This window comes from Rhodococcus sp. NFXS4 (assembly GCF_058139645.1).
The window spans coordinates 1-21,351 of the sequence record NZ_CP192221.1; the positions used below are offsets into that span (position 1 = coordinate 1).

Genomic DNA, 21,351 nt, shown 5'->3' on the forward strand with positions numbered 1-21,351 from the left:
AACCAGCAAACCAAAACAAAATATTGGCACTGACATTCATCGACACACTGTTGAGTTCTCAAAGAACACGCACACACCACCACCACCCACACGAAGCAGGAGGATCCGGGGCAACCGTTCCAGCCTAACCACACCGCAACACCCGAGTCAAACACCAGGCACCACGCGGATCAGGAAGATGGACTGTACGCTCAGCCTACACGAGGTGCAGACGAACCTTTTCTGTCCGATCGGCCATGCGACTCCGTCCCACCTCGTTCGCCCAGCCCCGTAAGGCCTTCGGTCGGTGTCCGTGTCGCTCTGACTCGAAGAAAGTTACGTGAGTGATTCGCGAGATGCAAATCGCCTGGTCACGGCGTGTCGAACAGTGCGAGAGGCCGGCACATCGCTCTCATGCACGGCCACGAATACCTCCAGAGTGCGCCCGAGCCGGCCCGATGGTCGTGTCGGCAGGCGTACCGGAACGGAGTAGCTCGTGCCTATCGCAGCAGTCGACTACAACCATGTGCGACTCACTGTCAGTGACATCGCGACCTCGCGGAAGTTCTACGACGACGTCTTCGGTTTCGAGGTGGCCTTCGAGCTCCCGCCGAACCCGGACGAGGCGACGAAGGAAGCGCTGGGGTTCCTCTTCGGCGGAGTCATCTACAAGTTCGGCGGCGGGCTGCTCGGTCTGCGCCCCGTGGCTCCGGGTGACGACACGTTCGCCGAGGACCGCGCCGGCCTGGACCATCTCAGCTTCAGTGTCGCGTCATTGCAGGATCTGCACGACGCCGCCGCACTGCTGGACACCCTGGGCATCGAGCACGAGCCGGTGAAGGATCTCGGTGACGCCGGCATGGCGATCCTCGAGTTCCGGGATCCCGACAACATCGCCCTGGAGATCGCCGGTCCCAACAGCTAGTCAGTCCGAGGCGCGCTTGCGCTCGTCTCGCGCTGCCATCCGAGCCTCGAGGTCGACGGCATCCAACTTGTCGGCTTCCTCGAGGGTCGGGGCCGTCCCCCCGAGACGGGCCGGTACCCAGTACTCGCCGGCGGGATGGTGATAGTTCTTCTGCACGTCGGCGAGCATGGTCTGCATCGTCGATCGCAGGTGGGCGGTGAGGTCACCGGCCGACATGGTCGGCGCGATCGGCTCTCCCACCGCGATGGAGATCGGGGTCTTCGTGCGTCCGAGCTTTTTCGGGAACCCCTTGGTCCACACACGCTGCGCGCCCCAGATGACCACCGGAATCACGGGGACCCCGGCCTCGATCGCCATCCGGGCCGCGCCCGACTTGAACTCCTTGATCTCGAAGCTGCGACTGATCGTGGCTTCGGGATAGACCCCCACCAGTTCGCCTCGCGACAACGCGTCGACCGCAGCCCGGTAGGACTCCGCGCCGGCGGCGCGGTCGACCGCGATGTGCTTGAGAGAGCGCATGATCGGCCCCGACTTGGGGTTGTCGAACACTTCCTTCTTCGCCATGAACCGGATGTACCGCTTGTGCTTCCGCGCAGGCAGGCCGGCGTAGGTGAAGTCCAGGTAGCCCGTGTGGTTGATGGCGATCACGGCGCCACCCCGAGCGGGGATGTTTTCCGCGCCCTCGACGTCGAACTTCAGCCCCTGCGCCGCGAAGACGGTGCGAGCGATTCCGATGACAGTGCGATAGACGGGGTCCACACGGTGCAGCGTAGCGGCTCGTCGCCGCCCCCGAGAGGGGCTCGTCCGGTAGGGCACTCCGTCAGCGGGAGTTGCCCACCGCCACGACCATCTTCCCGGTGTTCTCCCCGCGCAGCATCCCCAGGAACGCCTCCACCGTGTTCTCGATGCCGTGCACGACCGTCTCGTCGAAGGTCACGCGACCCTCGGAGAGCCACGTCCCCATGTCCTCCGCGAACTGGGGGAACCGGTGCAGGTAGTTGCCGACCGTGAATCCCTGCAGGGTGAGACCGCGGGTCACGATGTTCGACATGTTGTCCGGCCCCGGCGTCGTTCCCACAGTGTTGTAGGCGGATATCGCTCCGCACAGTGCGGTCCTGCCACCGTCGTTGAACGCGTCGAGCGCCGCTTCGAGGTGGTCGCCGCCGACGTTGTCGAAGTACACGTCGATGCCGTCCGGGGCTGCCTCACGCAGTTGGTCGCGCACAGGAGCCTGCTTGTAGTCGAAGGCCGCGTCGAACCCGTACTTGCTGGTGAGCAAGTCCACCTTCTCCGGTGATCCCGCAGAACCGACGACGCGTCCCGCGCCGAGGATCCGTGCGATCTGCCCGACCGCGCTGCCGACGGCGCCCGCTGCACCGGACACGAACACCGTGTCGCCCTCCTGCAGGCGCGCCACGTCCTGCAGTCCGACGTAGGCGGTCAGGGCCGTCATACCGAGAATTCCCAGGTAGGCCGAGGTCGGAACGCCGTCGATCTCACGGACCGTACGGAAAGCCGAGGCCTCTCCCTGCGCGATGTCACGCCATCCCAGCTGATGCACCACGACACTCCCCACAGCGACGTCGTCCGACCGGCTCTCGAGAACTCGGCCGACGGCTCCACCGGTCATCGTCTCGTGGAGAGCGAAGGGCGGTACGTACGACTTGACGTCGTTCATGCGCCCGCGCATGTACGGGTCGACGGACAGGAAGTCGTTCGCGACGCGCACCTGGCCCGGCTCGAGGTCGGGAAGGTCGACTGTGACCGACCGGAAGTTGTCGGCAGTAGGCCACCCGGTGGGGCGGGACACGAGCTGGATCTGGGTGCTCTTCACGAAATACTCCTTTTGTGGATCGTTCGGTACAGTAAATACCGTACGCCTCACCGACGAAAGGTGACAGATGGGTAGGAGAGCGACGTTCGATGCGGCGCAGGTCGTCACTGATGCGCGGGATGTGTTCTGGCACAGAGGCTTCGATGGCGCATCTCTGCCCGAACTCGAGGCGGCGACCGGGCTGTCCCGGTCCAGCATCTATCACGCGTTCACCAGCAAGCGCGGCCTGTTCGACGCAGCGGTGCAGGACTATCTCGACACGGTGGTGGCACCGCGGCTCGCCCTGTTGCGTACCGACGACGGTCTGGACGCGTACTTCGCGTCGATGGACGTCGAACTCGAGAACCTCGATGCCGAAGCACCACGTCGCGGCTGTCTTCTGGTCAACACTGCTGCGGGATCCGCCGCGCACGACGACACCCTCGCCGCCGTCGTCGACGCCTACCGTCGGCGACTCACCGATGCGGTCACCGACTCCCTGGTGAACCGGGGTGACGACGATCCCGAGAATCGGGCTCGCATTCTGGTGACGATGAGCTCGGGCGCACTTCTGCAGGCACGCGTCGACCGGGACGAGGCACGCGCAATCATCGCCTCGGCACGGAAGTTGGCGCGGTCCTGGGAATCATGAGCCGACGCGGACATCGGTACCGTCGAGGAAGTGGATATCGACCGGTGGCGTAGCCGACTCCCCGTGACCAGAGCATCGGACGGTGAGCTCGTGGGGTGGACCGTCTCCGACATGGCTCGCGACGACGGCGAACTCGTGGACGCCGTCAACCCTGTCGGCCACGTGATCGCCGAAGACGTGCAGCTCGAGGCGGCAATCGACGTTCTCGAAGCACGCGGGCTGAGTTCGCTGTCCGTTCCCTATTGGGCGCGTGCGCCGTTACCGCTGGTCAGCGAGCTGGATCTCCGGCGTGCGACACCGGAATGGCAGTGGCGTCGGATGGTCATGACGCAGTTGGACGACACCAAGGTCTGGATCCGCCCCGCCTACCCGTCGTATCCGGAGCGGATGGTGGAACTCGCCGTCCCGCTGCCGGCGGACGACGTCCTGGTCACCGAACCGCCGACACGGGACGAGTAGCGAACCCGCACTGCTGATTCTCGGCCTCACAGATGCACGTGAGCGCACCCGATCGATCGGAAACCTGCGACACGGCAGATCCAGTCACGATCGGGTGCGTTCACGTGCAGTACGGCTATGAGGTCGGCGGGCGCAGCACATCGGTCCCGATGAACGGGACGAGTGCCTCGGGAATGCGAACGCTGCCATCGGGCTGCTGGTGGTTCTCGAGGATCGCGGAGATCCACCGAGTCGTCGCCAAGGTGCCGTTGAGCGTCGCCGCCGTCTGCGGCTTCCCGTTCTCGTCGCGGTAACGAACACCGAGTCGACGCGCCTGGAACGTGGTGCAGTTCGAGGTGGACGTGAGTTCACGGTAGGTGTTCTGCGTGGGAAGCCATGCCTCGCAGTCGAACTTGCGCGCAGCCGACGATCCCAGGTCGCCGCCGGCGGTGTCGATGACGCGGTACGGCAACTCGACCGCGGCGAGCATCTCCTTCTCCCAGCCGAGGAGCCGCTGGTGTTCCGCGTCCGCGTCCTCGGGACGGGTGTAGACGAACATCTCCACCTTGTCGAACTGGTGGACACGGATGATGCCGCGGGTGTCCTTGCCGTAGCTGCCGGCCTCGCGGCGGAAGCACGACGACCATCCCGCATAGCGCTTCGGGCCGCCGTTCAGATCGAGGATCTCGCCCGAGTGGTAGCCGGCGAGGGGCACCTCCGACGTGCCGACGAGGTAGAGGTCGTCGTCGTCCAAGTGGTAGATCTCCGACGAGTGCGCGCCCAGGAAGCCGGTCCCGGCCATGATCTCCGGCCGCACGAGCACCGGTGGGATGACCATCGTGAACCCGTTCGACACTGCCTTCTGGGCAGCGAGCTGCAGTAGACCGAGCTGCAGCAGTGCGCCGTAACCGGTCAGGAAGTAGAACCGAGCGCCCGACACCTTGGCGCCGCGCTCCATGTCGATGATCCCGAGAGCCTCGCCGAGCTCGAGGTGGTCCTTCGGATTCTCGATGGTCGGGATCTCACCGATCGTCTCGAGGGTGACGAAGTCGTCCTCGCCGCCGGCCGGCGCGCCCTCCTGCACGATGTTGGAGATCGCACGGTGTGCGGTGTCGAGAGCCGCGTCGGCGGCATTCTGCTCGGCCTCCGCCTCCTTCACCCGCGCGGCGAGCGCGGACGCCGTCGCGAGAAGTTCCGGGCGCTCGTCGGGAGTGGCCTTACCGATCTTCTTACCGAACGCCTTGTGCTCGGCACGGAGGTTGTCGGCAGCCGACACGGCGGCCCGGCGCGCGGTGTCCGCCTCGAGCAACGCGTCCACCAGGGACGGATCCTCGCCACGGGTGCGCTGCGACTGACGGACGGCGTCGGGGTCCTCGCGGACAACTCTGAGGTCGATCACGGGACGTCAGCCTACTGGGGCGATGTGGTCACCCTCGTCCGAGGACGTCCAGGTAGTCCTCTCGGCCGAACATGCGCGCGGCGTCGACCGCGGTCGGATGCCCCGCATCGGCGTCGGCTCCGGCGTCGACCAGTGCCCGGACGACCTCGTCCTCCCCCTTGAACACGGCACCGGCGAGCGGGGTCTGACCCTTGTCGTTCGCGCGGTTCACGTCGGCTCCGCGGTGCGCGAGGGCCACGACGCTCTCGGCGTGACCGTGATAGGCCGCCAGCATCACCAGGGTGTCCCCGGATCCGTTCGTCAGATCCACGGGCACGCCCGCGTCGACGTACGCGGTGAGTGCGGCGGTGTCGCCGCTGCGTGCCATGTCGAACACGCGCGTCGCGAGGTCCTCGATCCCGGCCTCGAGCCCGGTGTCCTCGGTATCAGCACCACTCATACCGTCCGAACCTACCGGCAGGCATGATGGAGCCGATGTCTCCGAAGCCCGAAGATCCCACCCCGAGCCCGTCCGGCGAGGACGGCCCGGTGGTCGACGACGCCCCGACGTCCGAGATCGCGACACCCGACGCGTCCACATCCGACACGTCCGCGCCCGACGCGGTGGTACCCGAGGCATCGACGGCCGACGAGACCGACACCGCGACGGACGAGAAGAGTGGCCCCCGCACCGTCCAGGCCTCGAACGCCCGTCGGCTGCTCGCCCTGGTCGCGATCGGCGCCATCGGAGCCGCCGCCGTCACGATCGGTGTGTCCGGTGGGTTCGACCGGAGCGAGAAGCTCGCCACACCGTCCACGGCAGGAACCGTCGGAACCGCGTCGACGACGTCCTTCGGCTCGTCCGACGCAGGCGACTGCCTGCAGTGGACTCCGACCGACGACCCCGACACCGACCGCCAGGACCTCGCCGAGGTGAGTTGCGCGGAGCCGCACCGCTTCGAGGTCGCCGAGACGGTGGACCTCGGGGTGTACCCGGTCGCCGAGTTCGCGACGGGATCGCCGTATCCCGACGCGGCCCGCTTCGCCTCCCTGCGCGACGAACACTGTGAGACCGCGGTGCAGGACTACACCGGGGGCCGCTTCGACCCCACGGGCAAGTACTCGGTGGGCCTCATGTTCCCCAGCCAGGCCGGGTGGGCCGCGGGCGAGCGCGCGATCCGGTGCGGCATCCAACAGACCGGCGCGACCAGCGCGCTGCAGGTGATGACCGGCAGCGTCGCCGACCAGGACCAGTCGATGGTCTGGGAGACCGGTAGTTGCGTCGGCGTCGAGTCGGGCGTGCCGACAGACCCGATCGACTGCACCGCTCCGCACGCCTTCGAGGTGGTGTCGGTGGTGGATCTCGCCGCGCAGTTCCCCGGCGGACTACCGTCCGTCGAGGACCAGGACCGCTATCTCGAACCCACGTGCACCCAGGCGTCGGACGCCTACCTGGGCGGTCCGGACGTTCTCCGGGAGAAGACGTTGACGCTGTTCTGGGACAACGTCGACGCCTCGAGCTGGTTGGCGGGCAGCAAGAAGGTGAGCTGCTCCATCGGCAAGGAGGTCGAGTCGGGCGGGTTCGCGTCCATCGTCGGCTCGGCGAAGGGCGACATCACCATCGACGGCGCCGCGCCGGTTCCGCCGCCTCCCGTTCCGGACGGCCGCAGCCTGCCGATCCCGCTCCCCGGAGCGTCTCCCCTGCCCGGTGCGTGACGTGTCGGTCAGCATGTCCGAAGCGGAGTTCGAGAACGCGGTCGGCGATGCGCTGGACACTCTCCCGGACGAGCTGGTCGCATACATGAACAACGTCGTCGTGCTGGTCGAGGACGAGCACCCGACCGAGGATCTCCTGGGTCTGTACGAGGGCGTCGCTCTGACCGAACGGTTCGAGTACAGCGGGCACCTGCCGGACGTCATCACGATCTACCGACTGCCGATCCTCGACATCGCCCGTGACGAGGACGACGCGCGCCGCGAGATCGCGGTGACCGTCGCCCACGAGATCGGGCACCACTTCGGCATCGACGACGATCGCCTGCACGAACTCGGCTTCGGCTGAGCTCCGCTTTCCACCCGCGGAACCGATTCCCGCCGTCGCGCGTCCAAGTCTCGAGATCCGACCGGACGCTCGAACGGAGACCCCATGCCCGGCCACGTACTCGTCGATCCCGAGGCGCTGCTCGCGGCCGCGTCGGAACTCGATGCCGCGGCGATGCGCCTGGCATCGTCTCTCGCCTCCGCGTCCGTCGCGCTCCGTCCTCCTCCCGCGGGCAGCGACGAGGTGTCCGCGCTGGCTGCACGCTACTTCTGGTCGACCGCGCAGTCTCTCGACACCTCGACGTCCGCGGCGGTGACCGAGCTCCGCGAGACGGCGGCTGCCCTGCGAGTCCAGGCGGCGGCCTACCGCGAGGTCGACGCGTCGTTCTCCACGGCCCTGACCGCGGGCACCGCGTGACGGCCGGGCCCACCGGGGTGTTCTGGCTCCCGCGTACCGCGGCGGTGAACTCGGCCGCACTGCTCGCGGGTGCCGGCCCCGCTCCGCTGGCCGCCGCCGGCACGGCGTGGGCCGCGGTGGCCACGGCACTCGCCGCGGCCACCGCGACGGTCAGCGGTGTCGCGTCCGCACTGGCAGCCACGTGGGACGGGGATGCCGCCGACGCCGCCGGAGCGGGGATGACGGCGTTCGCGACGTGGGGCACGGGAGCGGCGCAGCACGCCGCGGCCGTGTCCGCTCGGGCCGCCGCCCAGTCCGCGACGGTGGTGACCGCGCTCGCCGTCATGCCGACACTGCCGGAGATCGCCGCGGTGAAGGCCGGACGCACCACCGCGTACGCCACCGGCGGCGCCCTCACCGGCGCGGCGCAGGCTGCCGATGCCGCCGACGCCGCGCTCGATCTCCGCGCCGCCCTGGTCATGGAGGCGTACGAAGCGGCGACGGCGCCGCTCGCGCTCGTCGACGGTCTGCAGATGCCCCCGCAGATCACCACGGCGGTCACCGCGGCCACCTCCACGGTCATCTCTGCTGTCCCCGGTCACGGGCCGGTGCCGGGCGAGGCCGGGACACCGCCGTCGGACGACAGCGGATCCGACCGGCAGAAGCATGGATTCTCGGACGGGGCGGCGCACCAGGGTCACCGGTCGCCCCTCACCACGGACAGCATCGGACACGATCCGGCCGTCACGAGGGCGGCGTCGCTGATCCAGCAGATGCCGGCGCAGGCCGGGTCGACGCTGTCCTCCGTTCTGTCGTCGGCACCGCAGCCCGGTGCGGCACCGACGATCACCCACGCTGTGCCGCAGCAGGTTCCGATGGTCGCCACCGGGTGGGGTGGCGGCGGCGGGCGAGGTGGCAGCGGACAGGGTGGCTCCGTGCACGCCGCCGGTGGCTCGTTCGCACGGACGCCGTCACCGTTCCTCGGTGCGGGCGTCGGATCGGACACGGCGGTGTCAGCGGGACAGGACGCGTCCGTGTCCGGCGCCGCGCACGCCCGGTCGCCGTTCGGCGCGGGACTTCCCATGGGTCACAGCAGGCTCGGCTCCGACGATGTCGTGCACGCCCGCAGGACACCCGCCGTCGTCGAGGAGGAGGCGGGAGTTCCGGTCGTGCCCGCCGTCATCGGGGCGCGGCGATGAGCGCGGCGCCGGTGCTGGGCGGGGACGTCCCGCTCGAGGGTTCGCTCACGCTCGACACGAACGAACTGACGTATCTCGTGGGGGCGATCGGAGGACGTTCTCTCCCTGCCGTTCTCGGATGGCACCCGGCCGGCGCGACCGTCGCCGATCGCGCGACCGTGCTCGCGAGTGCCGCCCGACGCCTCGCCGATCGTCTCCTGGTGTCAGCCGACGGCGGCCTGCACCGTGATCTGGCCGCGATGCTCCGTGCGGCGGCGGCGCCTCGCTGGAGTGTCGACGTCCGCATCGTCGGCCACTCCATCGGCATCGAGAACCGGCGAGGATGTCTGTGCGGCAACGACATCGACGATCCGGTGTGGATGACCGCGAGCGAGGGATCGGTGACGATCACGCGGGTCGACACCGACGTGGCCGCCCTGATCGCGGCCTGGCTCGGCGACGCCGCAGGAGCGCCGATCGATCCGCTGACCGAGTACACCGACGTCCTCACGGCCGGTATCGAGGACGTCGTCCCGCACTGCACCCGCCACACCGAGATCGTCGGACTCCGCCACGATCACGGTGTCACCACCACGGTCGACCCGTCGATCGCGGTGTACGACAGCTACTCCGGCCGTGTCGTCGCGACCACGGTCCAGGATCCGACCGGACGATCGAGCACGTCCGTACGATCCGCGACACCGGTACGCACCGTCGGAGCACTCCGCTCGCTGATCACCTCGCTGGAACGGCGATCGATATTCGACGACCACCTGGTCCGCGTGTCCGCTCAGCCCATCGGATCGTCGGGAGTGCGGCTGCCCTTCGTCTCGAACGGGGGCGTGTAGTCGCCCCAGCGCACGCAGTCCCAGGCCGAGACACCCTCGGCGGGAACCAGTTCGACGGTCCCCGTGTTGTCGAGATGGTTGTCGGCGGCGAAGTCGCGATCGATCCCGGACAGCACCGCGGCGACGAGCCGAATCGCAGCACCGTGACTCACCACGTGGACGGTGGCGGAATCGTCGCCGAGGTGGGTGGCGCGGAGCTCGTCCAGTACCGGCACGTAGCGGGCGAGCACCTCGGCGCCGGACTCGCCCCCGGCCAGGCGGGCATCGAGGTCACCGTCCAGCCAGGCGCGATACACCGAGGTGAAGCGGGCGTGGTCCTCCTCGGCGCTGCGGTCCTCGAGGTCGCCGACGAACGTCTCCTGCAGACCGTCGCGCACCGTCAGCGGCGTGCCGGTCGCGTCGGCCAGGTACTGCGCGGTCTGACGTGCGCGGACGGCGATGGACGACACCACGGCGGCCGGCGTCTGCGTGACCGTCCGGGCGTACTCCTGCGCCTGTCGGTGTCCGAGCTCGGTCAGCTCCGCGCCGGGCGGCAGGGTGTCGAGACGACGAGCGACGTTCGAGTGGGTCTGACCGTGCCGCACCAGGACGAGTCGGCCGCTCACCGATCTCCCCGTCGCAACGCGTCCAACCAGTCCCGGCCGCGGTCGTCGGTGGGGTGAGGACCGCCGGCGGCGACGTGCGCGCTGGGCCAGGAGCCGAGGAACCGCACGTCGGTGCGCGAGTGCAGGACCCGCAGGGCGTCCGCCACCGCGACGTCGTCGATGTGGCCGACGCAGTCGATGTAGAAGCGGTAGGTGCCCAGATGGGTACGGAGAGGGCGAGACTCGATGAACGTCAGATCGATGTCGCGCGTGCTGAACTCGGCCAGCGCGGACACCAACGTGCCGGGCCTGTTGGCGGGAGTGAGCACCACGGCAGTGCGATCCGCCCCCGTGGGCGCGGGCGGCGGGCACGGGCGCGTGACGTACACGAAGCGGGTCCGTGCGTTCTCCACGTCGGCCACGCCGTCGGCCAGTACGTCGAGTCCGTGCCGTCGGCCCGCCAGACCGGTGGACACCGCGGCGTCGGCGAGTCCGGCCGCGACGTCCTCGGCCGCACCGGCATTGGACGACGCGAACTCCACCTGAGCATCGGGCATGGTGGCGGCGATCCACTGCTGGACCTGGGCGGCGGCGTGGGGGTAGGCCCGGATCGTGCGGACGTCCGCCATGGCGGTGCCCGGACGAGCGACGATGGTGAAGGCCACGTCGAGTTCGGTCTCCGCGAGGATCTGCAGCCGGTCCCCGATCGCGAGCGCGTCGAGGGTGGGCGGGACCGAGCCCTGCACCGAGTTCTCGATGGGCACCACCGCGCCGTCGGCCGCACCGGAGCGCACCAGTTCGAGGGTGGCGGGCGGGCTCGACGCACTCACGCGCTCGACGGGAGCGCCGAACGCCCCGTCCGCCTCGAGCTTCCCCAGGGCCATCTCGGTGAACGTTCCCGAGGGTCCGAAGTAGGCGATGCGCACCCCGGTCACGCTACGCGTCCCCCGCCGCGTGGCCGGTGATCTCGTCGATCAGACGGCGAAGTTCGTGTGCGATGTTCCCGGCGTTCGGCACCAGGACACCGAGAAGGACCTCTCGGGTCGCGGCCGCGGCGTCGGGATGGAGGGCCACCAGCGTGGCCAGATCCGGGGAGCGGAGCGCCCTGCGGACGTCGTCGCCGCGCAGTGCGGCCACCGTTCCGGCGAGCACGGCGAGCACCGAGGACGTGTCGGTCGCGACGGCGAAGAACCCGTGTTCCGCGTGCGCGACGACCGCGAGGAAGTCGGCGACCCGATCCTCGGACCACCCCGCGTCCAGGCCGGGATGCCGACCGGCCCGATCGACGAGCGCCGTCGTCTCCACGACGTCGCCGTCCGGACAGAGCACGACGACGGACGAGCACGGCGTGATCGCCACCGCGTCGCCCAGCTGCTCGGCGGTCGCCTCGACCACGTAGGCGCGCACCGAGGGCGGCTCGTCGGGCGGAGCCACGTCCAGTCGTACGAGGAACCGTTCGAGGGCGGCCGAGTCGTCCACCGCACTCAGCGGGACACAGGCCGTTCCGACGAGTGGGTGCGGTTCGAGGGCCTCCGCCGTCGCCACGTCGTCGACGGTCGCGACGAGCAGGTCGGCGAACAGGGCCTCGGGATCTCGCCGGGGGCGCACGCCCAGGGTCAGCATCGTGGGCACGCTCCGAGTCTAGTTCGACGTCTTGCGCACCGGCGCGAGGGCTGGTTAGCTAACCCTTACCTAATTACTTCCACCCGAGGGGGCCGTCATGAACGGTGTCGTCACCACCACCGCGCCGTCCACCGCCGAGCGGGTGCGCAGCGTGTGTCTACGTGCCGAGCACACCGTCCTGGCGGTGGAGGGCAGCGCACCCGTCGCCACGACCATGCACTTCCTGCGCTCGCCAGGCGAGATCGTCATGGTGGTGCCCGCGGACAGCACCGTGGGGGCCGTGTCCTTCCAGGCCGGCTCCGCGGGGATCCCCGCCGTGCTCGAACTGACCGACCACACTCCCCTGGACCTGCGCGAACCCGTGCGCTCGCTGGTCTGGCTCAGCGGTGAGCTGCGCCGCGTCCCGGACACCGCCGAGCGCGCGGTCGCCGCGGCGGTCGCCTCCCAGTACCCGCACGCGGGACTGCTCGACATCGGACACAGCGGCATCCTGCTGCGTCTGCTGCTCGAGTCCGTCGTCGTGGCCGATGCGACGGGGGCGGAGCCGGTGCCGGTGCGCGACCTCATGAACGCCGATCCCGATCCGTTCTGGGAGGTCGAGGGAGGCTGGCTGCAGCACCTCGACAGCGACCACTCGGACATGGTCGAGCAGATCGCGCGGCGACTCCCGCCGTCGTTGCGCATCGGTCGCGCCCGGCCGCTGAGCATCGACCGCTACGGCGTCGGCATCCGGGTGGAGGGGCAGGGCCAGGACCACGATGTGCGGGTGCCGTTCGCGAACCCCGTGTCCGACGTGACCGAGCTCGGTCGCGCGCTGCGCGTGCTCGCCGGATGCCCGTTCATGAACGGCCTGCGGGCGCGCGACCACCACTGACCACGACCCTCGAGACGGGTCACGGGCACAATCGACCGGGTGCATCCGGAGAAGACACCCACCACCGAGTCGCCACGGTCGATCCGGATCGAGATCGTCGTCGTCCTGCTGTTCACGTTCGGGCTCAGCGGACTGTCGAGCATTCTGTCGCTCGTCGAGAGCGCGCTCGAGCAGGGCGCCCTGTCGGACCAGACCGTGGCGATCAACGTGCCGCAGTCGACTCTCGGACCGATCGACTTCCTCCGTCAACTGATCGGCGTCGTCCGGCTCTGCGCATGGGGGGCACTCGGTCTGTACCTGTTGTGGCGCAGCGGAATCGGGCCACGCGCCATCGGCTTCGCACGTCCCCGCCTGCGCCCGCACGTGCTGCACGGCGTGGGGCTCGCCGCGATCATCGGCATCCCGGGCCTGCTGTTCTACCTCGTCGCCGTCGCACTGGATCTCAACGTCACGGTGCTGCCGAGCACCTTGAACGACGTGTGGTGGCGCCCGATCACGCTGACGCTCTCCGCGGTGGCCAACTCGGTCGCCGAGGAGGTCCTGGTGGTGGCGTGGCTGATCTCGCGGCTGCGCGCCCTCGGGTGGACCGACAACCGATCGCTGCTCGCGTCGGCCGTGTTGCGCGGGAGCTACCACCTCTACCAGGGCTTCGGGGCCGGCGTCGGCAACCTCGTCATGGGTCTGATCTTCGGCCGGTACTTCCAGCGCACCGGTCGACTGTGGCCCCTCGTGATCGCCCACGCCCTCATCGACATCGTGGCGTTCGTGGGGTTCGCCGCCCTGCGGGATCACGTTTCGTGGCTGCCGGGCTGACAGGTCGGCCGGTTAGAGTCGCCGGATGAGCCAGCAACCTCCGTACGACCCGCGGCGGCGACCGCCACCCCCTCGCCGTCCGGGTCCGGAGGAACCGCCGGTGGTGCGGCGACGGGCGGGCAGCCCTCCGGGGTGGGCCGACCAGACCCGTGTGCAGCGGGGTCCTCAGCAGCCACCACCCCGGCAGGATCCGCGGGCGTGGTCGGCGGTTCCCCCGGCGCGGGACGCGCCACGGCGTGACGATCGGTACCGGGACGACCGGCGACCGTACGACGACGGGCGTGGGCCGGCCGATCGAGGCCGCGCCCCTGCTCCCGCCCCGGTTCCGCCGCGCCAGGTGCCGCCCGAGCCGACGCGTCGACGCAGGCGGCCACGATGGGGTCGCCGCATAGGCATCGCCCTGGTGGTGTTGCTCCTGCTCGTCGTCGGGGGCGCCGTCTGGGCGGACACGTCGCTGTCCCGAGTCGACGCGCTCGGGAACTACGAGGGTCGCCCGGCAGACACCCCGGGGACCAACTGGCTGCTCGTCGGATCGGACAGTCGTACCGGACTCACTCCCGAGCAGGAGGCCGAACTCGCGACCGGTGGGGACATCGGTGCGGGCCGGACCGACACGATCCTGCTGATCCACGTGCCGGCGAGCGGCCCGACCACGATGGTCAGCCTCCCGCGCGACTGGTACGTGCCGATTCCCGGCAACGGCACCGACAAGCTCAACGCCTCGTTCTCCCTCGGCGGCGCGCCGCTGCTGGTGCAGACCGTGGAGGGTGTGACGGGCCTGCGCATCGATCATTACGCCGAGGTGGGCTTCGGCGGGTTCGCCGACATGGTCGACGCGATCGGCGGGGTGGACATCTGCGTGCCCTACGACATCGTCGACCCACTGGCAGGAATCGACCTGCGTGCGGGCTGCCAGGAGCTCTCGGGTCCGCAGGCGCTCGGCTTCGTCCGCAGCCGCGCGACGGCACTCGCCGACATCGATCGGATGAACAACCAACGACTCTTCCTGTCGTCGTTGCTCTCGAAGGCGACCAGCCCGACCACCTTCCTGAACCCGTTCCGGGCGGTGCCGCTGGTACGGGGGGTCGTGAAGTCGCTGCAGGTCGACGACGGCGACCACATCTGGAATCTGGCCTCCCTCGGCTGGGCGCTGCGCGGGGAGATGGTCACCACCACCATTCCCGTCTCCGGGTTCGAGGACGTCGACGGCTCGGGCAACGTCCTGCTGTCCGACCGCGAGCGGGCGTCCCGGTTCTTCGAGCTCCTGGCCACCGATCAGCAGCTGCCCCCCGACCTCGTCGGCGGCGGATGACGCGTCCCGACGGACACGCTCGACCCAGTACCGTGTGTCGTCATGAGCCTCGACGACGTGTCCGCTGCCTCCGACGCCCGGGATTCCGGGGTGTTCCACGACAGGGAGTCCAGCGCGTTCCACCTTCTCCTCCGTGAACAGGTGCGACACGAGTTCACCGCCTCGCAGCAGTACATCGCGATCGCGGTCCACTTCGACGGGGCGGATCTGCCGCAGCTCGCCGCACGGTTCTACGCCCAGGCCGACGAGGAACGCGGCCACGCCATGATGATGATCCAGTACCTGCTGGACAACGACCTCGAGGTCCGGGTGCCCGGGGTCGACGACGTCGTGAACGCGTTCGGGTCGGTGCGCGAGCCGGTCGAGCTGGCGCTGCGGCAGGAGAAGAAGGTCACCGAGCAGATCACGACGCTGGCACGCACCGCCCGCGACACCGGCGACTACCTGGGCGAGCAGTTCATGCAGTGGTTCCTCGCCGAGCAGATCGAGGAGGTGGCGTCGATGACGACGCTGCTCACCATCGTCGACCGTGCCGGCGAGAACCTCTTCCACATCGAGGACTTCATCGCCCGCGAGATGACGAGCGAGTCCCGCGGCGGCGGCAACGCGCCGAGGGCCGCCGGGGGACTCGCCTGATCGTCAGCGCAGGGTGACCTGGCGGCTGCGCAGGCCGTCACGGGCGCGCCGCTGCTCGGAGGTGAGCTCGCTGGTGTCGGCCAGCGTCTCGTCGAGCCTGCGGCCGAGAGCCGCTGTGCCCGTTGCCCATTCGTCGGGATGAACCTCGGGATCGAGGTCGAAGACGGGTACGAGCAGGCCGTGGGTACGGAACGAGCCGGCGAAGCGCGATCCTTCCCCCACATGCAGTTCACCCACCGACTGCAAGCGAGCCAGCGCGATCATCAACTGATCCTCGTCCTCGGGGCGGACCCAGCGGATGTGCGCCTTGTCGCCGGCGTCGACCCACCAGGCCGCGGACACACCGTCGGCCGTGATGCGGGCGGACGGGAGGATCGCACCGTTGGCGCGCTCGATGGTGGCGTCGACCTCCGGGTCCGCTCCCGCGCCCTCCGGGATCCACCACGAGAAGTCCTTGTGGACGGTGATGTCCAGGGGCGACGTCGCGTCCACGAGTTCCGTGAGTGCGGGCGTCTCGGCGGACGGGTTCGACGCCGCCGTCGAGGTTCCGGGCGTCGCCGAGGAGGCCCACACGACGGAGGCGGCGAGGTCGGCCGACAGATCCTCCGAGAAGGTCTGGACCTGCATCGCGACGAACGCGTTCTTCTGCTCGTCGTCACGCACGAGTGCGGCGACGGCACCGGGGAGCACGGTCGCGAGGGTGAAGGGACGGTCGCTTCCCGTCACCGGGAGGGATGCCGACGCGGAGGCGACGAACTCGCGCATCGCCACGATGTCGCACTCGAAGGCGAGGCCCTCGAACGGCCGCACCGGCGCGGACGACAGCGCCTCACGCTCGGCTCTGCGCTGCTCCAGCAGCTCCGCGCGTCGACTGTCGGGCTTCGGTCCGCTGTTTCTCTTGCTCTTCTTACCCACGAGCGTCGAACCTACCGGGTGATGCTGTCGTCCAACCACGCGAGCGCCCGACCCGGATGATCGGTGGCGAGCCAGCGCACCCCGAGGTCGTGGCACAGATGCACGTCCTCCTCGGTGTTCACGGTCCAGCAGTACGTCGCTCGACCGGCCGCCGCGGCGTGATCGACCAGGTTCGGATGATCACGCAACGTCTTGATCGAGGGCCCGACCGCCGTGGCGCCCACCGTGGTCGCGGCGCCGCCGCCGATGTAGCGCGACGCGGTGCCGAGCAGCACGGTCGGCAGCATCGGAGCCGATCGCCGCACCCGCCACACCGCCGACGGCGCGAACGACATCACGACGGCGCGGGACAGGGACGCCGACCCGGGTCGTCCGATGCCGAAGCGGTGCAGTTCCGCCAGCACGGCGTTCTCGATCAGGCCTCCGTAGCGCACCGGGTGCTTGGTCTCGATGAAGATCTTGGCGGGCTTCGCCTTCCACGCCATGACCATGTCGATGAGGTCGCTCAGCAGCAGCACGTTCGCCGGATCGTCGGCTGTCCCGTAGTCGTGGCCGGACAGTGCCTCGTAGGTGAGGGCACTGACGATCCCGGTTCCCGACGACGTCCGGTCGATCCGTCGGTCGTGGACGCACACCACCCGGCCGTCGCGCGTGAGCCGCACGTCGCACTCGACGCCGTCGGCCCCCTCGCGCAGTGCCTGTTCGTACGCCACCAGTGTGTGTTCCGGCCGCGTTCCCGACGAGCCACGATGCGCGACGACGAGGGGTGTGGCCTCGTGTGCGGAGTAGATCATCGGACGTCGGCGAGCTGGTCGGGGGCGGTGTCCTCCGGGGCCGGGGTCGTGTCGGACACGGGGGTGGTCGGCAGGACCGTCCATCGCGTGAGGGTGCGGGTGTCGCCGCGCACGGTGCGGCCGTCGGCTCGGCGGATCACGGTGAGCGTGAGGGCGGCCACCCCCGCGGCGACCAGGTCGGTGATCGCGGTGAGGACCACACCGTTCGCCTGCGCCTGGATGCCGTCGACGGTGCGCCACGCGACAGTTGCGGCGATCAGCAGCCAGTTGCCGACCCAGGCCGCCCACCACCACGGAACCAGGCGCTCGAGCCGGAGCCGGTGCTCGCTCGTGCGGGCCAGCTCCGTGAGGAAGACCCCGGGCAACAGCAGGGTGACGATCGGCAGCAGCGATCCGAGGTACAGGGTTCGCGTGCGCCGCGGATCGGTGAGTCCGTGACGGGCGTAGGCGCTGCGGCGCAACCGGACCACGCGGGCGACCGTCGCCACCGCGGCGACCAGACCGACTCCGAGGGACAGGAACGACAGGCACCACACGGCGGCGTCCGACAGTGCGAGGACCGCGGCGGGCATCAGTCGGTCGCGACTGACGAGCAGCACGACGTACCGGGCCAGCTCGGCGACGGCCGCCGCGACGAACAGGGCGACGGTCGCCGTGAGCAGGGAGGTCGAGCGCCGGGCCAGCCGGTCCGTGGCGCTCTCCGGCGCACTCGGGTGCGGGCGCGGCGCGATCGGCAGACCCCAGGTGGGCATGACGTCGTAACGGGGGGTGGGGGTCGGCACCCGGCGGACACGGCGCCGCGGCGCGGATCCGGGCGCGGAGGCCACCCAGCGGAAGTTACGACGGACGGCCATCGGCAACTGCCCGACCGGGGCAGTCGACTGCCCGACCGGCACCGGGGAGAGCAGGACCCCGTGGCAGACGGGACACCACTGCCGCGGCGACGGCCCCACGTCGATGCGCCGTGTGCAGCGCGCACAGATCTGGAACCAGGCCACCGGCCGAGGAGCGGTCACGGCGTCAGTACACGGTGGCCGGGCGACCGGCGTCGTCGACGACCGGGAGGCCGGCCTGCTGCCACGCCACCATGCCGCCGTCCACGTTCACCGCGTCGACTCCCGCGTGCTGCAGGTACTCGACGACGCGGGCCGAACGCCCACCCTGGCGGCACACCACGTAGAGGGTGCCGTCCACGCTGATGTCGGCCATCCGCGACGGGACGTCGCCCATCGGGACGTGCAGCGCGCCGGGAGCGTGCCCGGCGGTCCACTCGTCGTCCTCACGGACGTCGAGCAGGGCGGCGCTGGGACCGGGCTCCGGGACGTCGGAGACGGACACGGACGGTACGGATCCGAAGCTCACGCACTCGATCCTGTCACGCCCCTCGCCCCGGTGCCACCGTCGATCACCAGTCGTTCTCGAACCGCCCGCTCTCGAACCGTCGTGCGCCGCGGGCCACCACCCACGTGGTCCCCACCTTCGCCGCGGGTAGGGTGCCCGCCGCGATCTGCGCGAGCACGGCCTGTCGGGAGATCGCCCGCTCCGCCGCCACCTCGGACACCGACGACCACCCGTCGGTGGGCGGCAGTCCGGAGACCGACTCGTGGTCTCGTGCCGAGCGGACGGACAGCGACACGAGGTCGCGACCGCCGACGAGATCTCGCAGCAGAGCCGAGGCGAGGGTGACGGCCTGCGGCAGGCCGTCGGCCGAGAGTGTGACCACCAGGCGCGCGCGGCCGAGATGGCTCCGGGTGAGGCGTCCGCGAAACGGCGCGACCGCCGAGGCCAGCGCGTCAATCTCCGCGGCGTGCAGGTCGTCGAGCGCGGCGGACAATTCGGCCTCGGCGGTGAAGTCCATGGGGAGCAGTATTGTCGATCGGCATCTTCAACTCCCTACGGGAGTTGCTGATCGACAATGACCATCCCCACCATCCACAGAAACATCCACAGAAACGGGACTCGATCCCGTTTCCTCCGCGTGTGTCGCACCCACGGTCGCTCCCCGACTCCGGCACGCCCTTCTACTGTCGAACCATGGACCTCAGAATTTTCACCGAACCGCAGCAGGGCGCGACCTACGACGACCTGGTCCGCGTGGCGCGCGCCGCCGAGGACTTCGGGTACGACGCCTTCTTTCGCTCCGACCACTACCTGGCGATGAGCACGGACGGCCTCCCCGGACCAACGGACGCCTGGATCACGCTGGCCGGCATCGCTCGCGAGACCTCCACGATCCGCCTCGGCACCCTCGTCACCTCGGCCACCTTCCGGTACCCGGGTCCCCTGGCGATCTCGGTCGCGCAGGTCGACGCGATGAGCGCCGGCCGCGTCGAACTGGGGCTCGGAGCAGGCTGGTACGCAGAGGAGCACGCGGCGTACGCGATCCCGTTCCCGTCGGTGGGCACGCGCTTCGATCGCTTCGAGGAGACCCTCGCGATCGTCACCGGTCTGTGGGGCACTCCCGCGGGTGAGACGTTCTCGTACCAGGGCGACCACTTCACCGTGACCGACTCACCCGCTCTGCCGAAGCCGGTGCAGAGTCCGCCGCCCATCATCATCGGCGGCATGGGGAAGAAGCGGACGCCGGAACTCGCCGCGCGTCACGCGACGGAGTTCAATCTCCCGTTCGCGGACACCGACGCGACGGCGACACAGTTCGACCGGGTGCGCGCAGCGTGCTCCGACATCGGCCGTGATCCGTCGTCGATGACGTTCTCCAACGCGCTGGTGCTGTGCTGCGGCACGACCGAGGACGAGATCGCCCGCCGCGCCGCCGCGATCGGACGGGACGTGGACGAGCTCCGGGCGAACGGCGCGGCAGGGACGCCTGCCGAGATCGTCGACAAGCTCGGAACGTACGCCGGGCTCGGATCGACCCGGTTCTACCTGCAGATGCTGGACCTGTCCGATCTCGACCACATCGAACTGGTCGCCGCCGAGGTGATTCGTCAGCTGGCCTGAGGGCCGGGGGTCGGGTCACTCGAGGTCGGCTCGTTCGCGGTCGGGGCAGGCGTCCGCGGATGCCCCGACCAGTGGCGGGCGATCCACCGTGCCGCCGGCGTCTCGACGTAGCGATACACCAGATCCGAGAGCACACCGGTGATCAGCGCGAAGACGAGCACCGCGACGGTCGCACCGAGATGCGGCTCGACGAGCGAGTAGATGCGGTAGAGCACCAGAGTGTGGACCAGGTAGATCGTGTAGCTGCGCGTCGCGAGCCAGTGGATCACGCGCGAGCGGCCGAACGCGGTGTCGGTGGGAGCCACCAGCACCACCGCGACGACGAGCACCAGTACCGTCCACAGGTGACCCTGCTGACCGACGTGGAAGGCGTCCACCGTCGTCGCGTACCGGATGACGGCGAACTGGGCGAGACCCGCGAGAAGAAGGGCCCGCCACGACGCCAGCCGGGCGAACGCGAGATACACGATCTGGCCCAGGAAGACGGTGGGCAACGTCGCCGCGACCTTGTCGACCATGGGGATCGTGTACTCGTACGGCACCAGATCGGTGTAGAGCAGGATCAGCCAGCACACGGCCGCACCGACGATCGGAACCAGCACGGGGCGGGACGCGAGCACCCGGCGCATGCTCACCGCGTACACGTAGAAGACCCCCTGGACCACGAGCGTCCAGGTGACCCCGAGGACCACGACCTCCGGGCGCACGAAGAAGCCGCCGAGCACGAAGCTCATGGCGGCCTCGGCGTTGCTGATGCCCACGGTCTGCGAGAACATCCCGTTCACCCCGAGGCGGACCAGCACGATCGCGGCGAGGACCGACAGCCAGAACACCGGGAGCAACCGCGCCGCCCGCCCCACGAGGAAGGCACGCGGCGAGTTACGGACGACGGACGCGGTCGCGACCAGTCCGGTGAGGATCATGAAGAACGCGACGCCCACGAACGAGAGATGGTGGTTCAGACCGCCGTGCTCGACGAACACGAGGGTGACGACGTCGATGAGCCACCACGGTGTTCCGAGATCATCGACCAGGAAGTACGAGATGTGCGAGTACACGACGGTCAGGACCGCCAGCGCACGCAGGATGTCGACTCCGCCGAACCGGATCCGCGGCGGATCGGCCGCCGTACGGACGGAGACCACCCCACCGTCCGAGTCGGGCGTCGAGGAGGTCATCACCCTCGATCTT

26 protein-coding genes are annotated in these 21,351 nt (G+C 69.6%); 13 read left to right on the forward strand and 13 right to left on the reverse strand.

The window, feature by feature from the left end:
* The first annotated feature begins 475 nt into the window (after positions 1-475).
* The gene (locus tag J4E04_RS00005) at positions 476-904 is read left to right on the forward strand and encodes a VOC family protein (RefSeq protein WP_027507307.1); all 429 of its coding nucleotides are present in this window, start codon (positions 476-478) and stop codon (positions 902-904) included.
* On the opposite strand, the gene J4E04_RS00010 is transcribed toward J4E04_RS00005, so the two are convergent.
* On the reverse strand, positions 905-1,663 hold the full coding sequence (locus tag J4E04_RS00010; RefSeq protein WP_027507308.1) for a lysophospholipid acyltransferase family protein: 759 nt from the start codon (positions 1,661-1,663) through the stop codon (positions 905-907).
* Positions 1,664-1,724: 61 nt separating this feature from the next.
* Positions 1,725-2,738: an NADP-dependent oxidoreductase gene (locus J4E04_RS00015; protein ID WP_490149641.1), complete on the reverse strand. Its 1,014-nt coding sequence runs from the start codon at positions 2,736-2,738 to the stop codon at positions 1,725-1,727.
* Positions 2,739-2,805: 67 nt separating this feature from the next.
* On the opposite strand from J4E04_RS00015, the gene J4E04_RS00020 reads away from it, so the two are divergent.
* Together J4E04_RS00020 and J4E04_RS00025 are read left to right on the forward strand one after the other, a co-directional pair.
* Positions 2,806-3,369, forward strand: a complete 564-nt coding sequence (locus J4E04_RS00020; protein ID WP_328810938.1) for a TetR/AcrR family transcriptional regulator — start codon at positions 2,806-2,808, stop codon at positions 3,367-3,369.
* Between the two features lie 63 nt (positions 3,370-3,432).
* On the forward strand, positions 3,433-3,828 hold the full coding sequence (locus tag J4E04_RS00025) for a hypothetical protein (protein ID WP_235579598.1): 396 nt from the start codon (positions 3,433-3,435) through the stop codon (positions 3,826-3,828).
* A gap of 115 nt (positions 3,829-3,943) precedes the next feature.
* Here J4E04_RS00025 and serS read toward each other — a convergent pair whose 3' ends face one another.
* Complete coding sequence (gene serS, locus J4E04_RS00030) at positions 3,944-5,206, reverse strand: serine--tRNA ligase (RefSeq protein ID WP_490149642.1); 1,263 nt, start codon at positions 5,204-5,206, stop codon at positions 3,944-3,946.
* A gap of 28 nt (positions 5,207-5,234) precedes the next feature.
* Positions 5,235-5,645 (reverse strand): ankyrin repeat domain-containing protein, encoded by a 411-nt coding sequence (locus tag J4E04_RS00035; protein ID WP_027507313.1) that lies wholly within the window; start codon positions 5,643-5,645, stop codon positions 5,235-5,237.
* A gap of 35 nt (positions 5,646-5,680) precedes the next feature.
* Between J4E04_RS00035 and J4E04_RS00040 the strand changes: the two genes are divergently transcribed.
* From J4E04_RS00040 to J4E04_RS00060, 5 genes are all read left to right on the forward strand, one after another.
* A complete protein-coding gene (locus J4E04_RS00040) occupies positions 5,681-6,901 on the forward strand; it encodes a septum formation family protein (protein WP_081821501.1) in 1,221 nt (406 codons plus the stop codon).
* 13 nt (positions 6,902-6,914) lie between these two features.
* Positions 6,915-7,247 (forward strand): metallopeptidase family protein, encoded by a 333-nt coding sequence (locus J4E04_RS00045; RefSeq protein WP_490149643.1) that lies wholly within the window; start codon positions 6,915-6,917, stop codon positions 7,245-7,247.
* Between the two features lie 84 nt (positions 7,248-7,331).
* Positions 7,332-7,643: a PE domain-containing protein gene (locus tag J4E04_RS00050; RefSeq protein ID WP_027507316.1), complete on the forward strand. Its 312-nt coding sequence runs from the start codon at positions 7,332-7,334 to the stop codon at positions 7,641-7,643.
* On the forward strand, positions 7,640-8,821 hold the full coding sequence (locus J4E04_RS00055; RefSeq protein WP_490149644.1) for a PPE domain-containing protein: 1,182 nt from the start codon (positions 7,640-7,642) through the stop codon (positions 8,819-8,821). Before J4E04_RS00050 ends, J4E04_RS00055 begins: the two co-directional genes overlap by 4 nt.
* Entirely contained in the window at positions 8,818-9,648 is an 831-nt protein-coding gene (locus J4E04_RS00060) for an ESX secretion-associated protein EspG (RefSeq protein WP_490149645.1), read from the forward strand. The genes J4E04_RS00055 and J4E04_RS00060 overlap by 4 nt, the downstream gene beginning before the upstream one ends.
* Here J4E04_RS00060 and J4E04_RS00065 read toward each other — a convergent pair.
* From J4E04_RS00065 to J4E04_RS00075, 3 genes are read right to left on the reverse strand one after another with little or no spacing between them, the layout of a single operon-like run.
* Positions 9,591-10,253 carry a histidine phosphatase family protein gene (locus J4E04_RS00065; RefSeq protein ID WP_490149646.1) on the reverse strand — a complete coding sequence of 221 codons (663 nt, stop codon included), beginning with the start codon at positions 10,251-10,253 and terminating at the stop codon, positions 9,591-9,593. The genes J4E04_RS00060 and J4E04_RS00065 overlap by 58 nt on opposite strands.
* Positions 10,250-11,167 (reverse strand): prephenate dehydratase, encoded by a 918-nt coding sequence (gene pheA / locus J4E04_RS00070; protein ID WP_490149647.1) that lies wholly within the window; start codon positions 11,165-11,167, stop codon positions 10,250-10,252. Before pheA ends, J4E04_RS00065 begins: the two co-directional genes overlap by 4 nt.
* 1 nt (position 11,168) lies before the next feature.
* A complete protein-coding gene (locus J4E04_RS00075; RefSeq protein WP_490149648.1) occupies positions 11,169-11,864 on the reverse strand; it encodes a hypothetical protein in 696 nt (231 codons plus the stop codon).
* An 88-nt stretch (positions 11,865-11,952) separates the two neighbouring features.
* Here J4E04_RS00075 and J4E04_RS00080 point away from each other — a divergent pair, with 88 nt between their 5' ends.
* The 4 genes from J4E04_RS00080 to J4E04_RS00095 all read left to right on the forward strand — a co-directional run bounded on the left by J4E04_RS00080 (position 11,953) and on the right by J4E04_RS00095 (position 15,490).
* Positions 11,953-12,729 (forward strand): DUF2470 domain-containing protein, encoded by a 777-nt coding sequence (locus tag J4E04_RS00080; RefSeq protein WP_027507320.1) that lies wholly within the window; start codon positions 11,953-11,955, stop codon positions 12,727-12,729.
* 30 nt (positions 12,730-12,759) lie between these two features.
* Positions 12,760-13,542 (forward strand): CPBP family intramembrane glutamic endopeptidase, encoded by a 783-nt coding sequence (locus tag J4E04_RS00085; protein WP_051613717.1) that lies wholly within the window; start codon positions 12,760-12,762, stop codon positions 13,540-13,542.
* Positions 13,543-13,945: 403 nt separating this feature from the next.
* Positions 13,946-14,854, forward strand: coding sequence for an LCP family protein (locus J4E04_RS00090; protein ID WP_490149649.1), 909 nt, complete (start codon positions 13,946-13,948; stop codon positions 14,852-14,854).
* A gap of 42 nt (positions 14,855-14,896) precedes the next feature.
* A complete protein-coding gene (locus tag J4E04_RS00095) occupies positions 14,897-15,490 on the forward strand; it encodes a ferritin (RefSeq protein ID WP_081821499.1) in 594 nt (197 codons plus the stop codon).
* 3 nt (positions 15,491-15,493) lie between these two features.
* Here J4E04_RS00095 and J4E04_RS00100 read toward each other — a convergent pair whose 3' ends face one another.
* From J4E04_RS00100 to J4E04_RS00120, 5 genes are read right to left on the reverse strand one after another with little or no spacing between them, the layout of a single operon-like run.
* Complete coding sequence (locus J4E04_RS00100) at positions 15,494-16,405, reverse strand: DUF5926 family protein (protein WP_027507323.1); 912 nt, start codon at positions 16,403-16,405, stop codon at positions 15,494-15,496.
* A gap of 11 nt (positions 16,406-16,416) precedes the next feature.
* Positions 16,417-17,199 (reverse strand): glycerophosphodiester phosphodiesterase family protein, encoded by a 783-nt coding sequence (locus J4E04_RS00105; RefSeq protein WP_027507324.1) that lies wholly within the window; start codon positions 17,197-17,199, stop codon positions 16,417-16,419.
* On the reverse strand, positions 17,196-18,215 hold the full coding sequence (locus J4E04_RS00110; RefSeq protein WP_051613718.1) for a DUF4328 domain-containing protein: 1,020 nt from the start codon (positions 18,213-18,215) through the stop codon (positions 17,196-17,198). Before J4E04_RS00110 ends, J4E04_RS00105 begins: the two co-directional genes overlap by 4 nt.
* 4 nt (positions 18,216-18,219) lie before the next feature.
* Positions 18,220-18,561, reverse strand: a complete 342-nt coding sequence (locus J4E04_RS00115) for a rhodanese-like domain-containing protein (RefSeq protein ID WP_204869490.1) — start codon at positions 18,559-18,561, stop codon at positions 18,220-18,222.
* Positions 18,562-18,604: 43 nt separating this feature from the next.
* On the reverse strand, positions 18,605-19,057 hold the full coding sequence (locus tag J4E04_RS00120) for a hypothetical protein (RefSeq protein ID WP_490149650.1): 453 nt from the start codon (positions 19,055-19,057) through the stop codon (positions 18,605-18,607).
* Between the two features lie 176 nt (positions 19,058-19,233).
* Between J4E04_RS00120 and J4E04_RS00125 the strand changes: the two genes are divergently transcribed.
* Positions 19,234-20,160 carry an LLM class F420-dependent oxidoreductase gene (locus J4E04_RS00125; protein ID WP_490149651.1) on the forward strand — a complete coding sequence of 309 codons (927 nt, stop codon included), beginning with the start codon at positions 19,234-19,236 and terminating at the stop codon, positions 20,158-20,160.
* On the opposite strand, the gene J4E04_RS00130 is transcribed toward J4E04_RS00125, so the two are convergent.
* Entirely contained in the window at positions 20,148-21,338 is a 1,191-nt protein-coding gene (locus J4E04_RS00130; RefSeq protein WP_490149652.1) for an acyltransferase family protein, read from the reverse strand. The genes J4E04_RS00125 and J4E04_RS00130 overlap by 13 nt on opposite strands.
* Positions 21,339-21,351: the final 13 nt, after the last annotated feature.

What these genes read in the sequence shown, in the direction of transcription:
- J4E04_RS00020 (WP_328810938.1), top strand. Translation starts at nt 2,806, where the DNA reads ATGGGTAGGAGAGCGACGTTCGATGCGGCGCAGGTCGTCACTGATGCG.
- J4E04_RS00035 (WP_027507313.1), bottom strand. Translation starts at nt 5,645, where the DNA reads ATGAGTGGTGCTGATACCGAGGACACCGGGCTCGAGGCCGGGATCGAG.
- J4E04_RS00040 (WP_081821501.1), top strand. Translation starts at nt 5,681, where the DNA reads ATGTCTCCGAAGCCCGAAGATCCCACCCCGAGCCCGTCCGGCGAGGAC.
- J4E04_RS00045 (WP_490149643.1), top strand. Translation starts at nt 6,915, where the DNA reads ATGTCCGAAGCGGAGTTCGAGAACGCGGTCGGCGATGCGCTGGACACT.
- J4E04_RS00050 (WP_027507316.1), top strand. Translation starts at nt 7,332, where the DNA reads ATGCCCGGCCACGTACTCGTCGATCCCGAGGCGCTGCTCGCGGCCGCG.
- J4E04_RS00060 (WP_490149645.1), top strand. Translation starts at nt 8,818, where the DNA reads ATGAGCGCGGCGCCGGTGCTGGGCGGGGACGTCCCGCTCGAGGGTTCG.
- J4E04_RS00080 (WP_027507320.1), top strand. Translation starts at nt 11,953, where the DNA reads ATGAACGGTGTCGTCACCACCACCGCGCCGTCCACCGCCGAGCGGGTG.
- J4E04_RS00095 (WP_081821499.1), top strand. Translation starts at nt 14,897, where the DNA reads ATGAGCCTCGACGACGTGTCCGCTGCCTCCGACGCCCGGGATTCCGGG.
- J4E04_RS00105 (WP_027507324.1), bottom strand. Translation starts at nt 17,199, where the DNA reads ATGATCTACTCCGCACACGAGGCCACACCCCTCGTCGTCGCGCATCGT.
- J4E04_RS00120 (WP_490149650.1), bottom strand. Translation starts at nt 19,057, where the DNA reads ATGGACTTCACCGCCGAGGCCGAATTGTCCGCCGCGCTCGACGACCTG.
- J4E04_RS00125 (WP_490149651.1), top strand. Translation starts at nt 19,234, where the DNA reads ATGGACCTCAGAATTTTCACCGAACCGCAGCAGGGCGCGACCTACGAC.
- J4E04_RS00130 (WP_490149652.1), bottom strand. Translation starts at nt 21,338, where the DNA reads ATGACCTCCTCGACGCCCGACTCGGACGGTGGGGTGGTCTCCGTCCGT.